A 2,974-nucleotide genomic window follows, 5' to 3' on the forward strand; every position below is an offset into this window, starting at 1 on the left:
GGGCTGAGGGGGCTGTCGGGGTCGGCGGCGTTCTTGAAGAACTGCGCCGCGAACTCGTGGTACGGCCCGGCCACGTCCAGCCACGCCCGCAGCACCCCGGCCAGCCGCGCCTCCAGGTCGGTCTCCCGGTCCAGCACCTCACGGACCGCCCTCTGGTGGTCGGCGCCGATCCGGTCGTAGAAGCCCTGGATCAGGTGCTCCTTGCCGGCGAAGTAGTAGTACGCGTTGCCGACGGAGACCCCGGCCTCCTTGGCGATGACCCGCATCGTGGTCTTGTCGTAGCCGCGTTCCTGAAACAGTCTCAGCGCGGTCTCCAGGATCAGGGCGCGGGTCTGCTCGCTCTTCGGCGCTCGGGGCTCGTTCTCTGCTGACACGGTGAGAGCCTAGCCGCGCGGCCGGAAGGGGCTCCGCCCGGCTCACTGCCCGGTCGGCGCCGCCCACGGTCCCTGCGGGACGGGGTAACCCTGCGGGACGGGGTGCCACCCCTGCGGCGCGACCGGCGGGAGCTGCCCGCGGTCCGCCATGCCGCGGCGGCGGAACTTGTTGAGCGCGTACACATTGCCCAGGTGCATCACGCCGAGCACCAGCAGTACGACGCCGAGCTTCCGCGACAGGGTCTCGAACACCTCCCGGGCGGTCGTGACCGCGGTGTCGTCCTGGAGGTAGAGCGCCACGAATCCCAGGTTGACGAGGTAGAAGCCCACCACCAGCAGATGGTTGACGGCGCCGGCGAGCTTCTCGTCCCCGTGCAGCACATCGGCCAGGAACACCTGGCCGTTGCGGCTCAGCGTACGGGCGACCCAGATGGTGAGGCCCAGGCAGATCAGCAGGTAGACGGCGTACGTGACAACGGTGAGGTCCACGTTCCATACCTTTCTTGAACGTGTTCAAAACTTTCTTGATCAGGACTGTAGACCTGTTTTTGAACGCGTTCAAGCCGACGCTTCAGGCCGGGTTCCGGCGCAGCCGCGCGGCGAGCAGGGCGATGTCGTCCTCGGCCGGGCCCTCGGCGAGCCGGGACAGCAGCGTGTCGAGGACACCGTCCAACGGCCCGTCCAGCGGCAGCCGGAGCCGCGTCAGCTGCCGCAGCGACACATCGATGTCCACACCCCGCCGCTCCACCAGCCCGTCCGTGTACAGCAACAGGACGCTCCCGGGCGGCATCCGCGCCGTGAACGCCTCGTAGCCGCACAACGCGGTGCTCAGCGGGGGACCGGCCGGCACGTCCAGCAACTCGCCCTCGAGGTCCGGCCGCAGCAGCACGGGCGGCAGATGCCCGGCGCGGGCGGCCGTGACGGTGCCCGCGCCGGGATCGATCAGCGCCAGCAGGCACGTGGCGACACGGTCGAGCCCGATCCGGGCGGCGTCCCGGTCGGCCCGCTCCAGGATCGCGGCGGGCGACGCGCCGGAGGTGACGACGGTCCGCAGCAGCGAGCGGTACTGGCTCATGGCGACGGCCGCCGCGAAGCCATGGCCCATCACATCGCCCATCACCTGGAGGGTGCGCCCGTCGGGCAGCGCCAGCGAGTCGTACCAGTCGCCGCCGACGAGGGCGCTGCGGCCCGCCGGCAGATAGCGCGAGGCCGTCTCGACGTCCGGGTGCGGGCTGCCGGGCTCGGACAGCAGGGCGCGCTGCAACTCCAGGGCCATGGCGTGCTCATGGGTGTACTGGCGGGCGTTGCTCACGGTCACGGCGGCCCGCGCGGCCAGCTCCCGCACCACCACGACGTCGTCCTCGGCGAACGGGGGCGATTGCCCCGCCCGCGACAGGATGAGTGTCCCCACCGGGTGCTGGGGCGCCGGCAGCGGAACCACCAGCAGGGAGTGGATCCCGGCCGCGCGGTAGGCCGTGACCCGGCCGGGGTCCGGCGCCATCCGCCGGAGCAACTCGTCCGAGGCGAGGTTGCCCACCCACGGCTCCCCGGTGTCGAGGCACCGGCGGATCGCCGAGCCCCGCTGGACGTCCACGTGGTCCCCCGGCTCGCCGAACCGGGCCAGGTGGCGCATCAGTTCCGGCACCCCCGACAGGGCCATCCGGCGCAGCCGCAGCATGCCCGGCGCCGGGGGCGGCGTGCCGCCGGCCTCCGCCTCGGTGATCTCGACGCTCGCCGCGTCGGCCAGCGCCGGCACCAGGAAGTCGGCCAGCTCCCTGCACGTGGTCCCCACGTCGAGGGTGGTCCCGACGCGGGTGGCGGCCGTGTCGAGCAGGGCGAGCCGCTCGTGGGCGGCCTCCAGCTCCGTCACGTACTGGCGCAGGCCGCTCACCTCCACGCCGATGCCGCACAGGCCCACGATCCGGCCCTCGTCCTCCAGCCGGTGGTAGACGATGCGCCAGTGCCGCTGCGCGTAGGCGGAGTGGGCGTGGGTGCGGCCCGTGACGGAGATCTCCCGGGGCAGGCCGTCCGCGAGCACCTGGCGCAGGACGTCGTCGGGCCGCCGGATCTCGGGCAGGACGTCACCGACGGTCCGGCCCAGGAACGCGGACGCGGGTATCCCGCACATCCGCGCCATCGCCGGGTTGACGTAGAGATAGCGCAACCGGGGGTCGAGCACGAAGACGGAGGCGGCGGTGCCCTCCGGCACATTCCGCAGCAGCCGGTGCTCGCGCGCCCGCGCCGCCTCCTCGTCCGCCCCGCCCGTCGTGTCCGCCTCGGCCGGGAATAGCCACCGAGGAGGCGGCGTGTCAGCGGCCACCGTCTCCTCCTCGTCTCACCGGCCCGAGGCGGCCACCGTCCATGCTGGCCGCCCGCCCCGGGAGCCGCACGCGCGACGGCACCCCGGCGGCCACCGGCCGGACGGCGCCACGGCAGGGGAGACGTACCGGGCCGGGCCGGGCGGCCCGGCGTCCGTACGGGGCCCGGTGTTGCGGCGAACGGGTGAAACGGGCCCGGCGCGGGGGCGCCACCGGCGCTCGGGGCGCCCCGGGCTCGTCGTCGGCGCACCGGGCCGGCGGCCCCCCCGCGTACACCCGGAC

Annotated in this window: 3 protein-coding genes; all 3 read right to left on the bottom strand. The window is 73.6% G+C overall.

What is annotated here, in order from left to right; genetic code table 11:
* On the bottom strand, nucleotides 1–374 hold a 374-nt coding region (locus tag K6I33_RS33805), incomplete at its 3' end, for a TetR/AcrR family transcriptional regulator (protein ID WP_229358619.1).
* Nucleotides 375–416: 42 nt separating this feature from the next.
* Nucleotides 417–863, bottom strand: coding sequence for a hypothetical protein (locus K6I33_RS33810; protein WP_229358621.1), 447 nt, complete (start codon nucleotides 861–863; stop codon nucleotides 417–419).
* 82 nt (nucleotides 864–945) lie between these two features.
* Entirely contained in the window at nucleotides 946–2,694 is a 1,749-nt protein-coding gene (locus K6I33_RS33815; protein WP_229358623.1) for a SpoIIE family protein phosphatase, read from the bottom strand.
* Between the last annotated feature and the right edge of the window lie 280 nt (nucleotides 2,695–2,974).

The organism is Streptomyces sp. UNOB3_S3 (assembly GCF_020740895.1).
Lineage (GTDB): Bacteria > Actinomycetota > Actinomycetes > Streptomycetales > Streptomycetaceae > Streptomyces.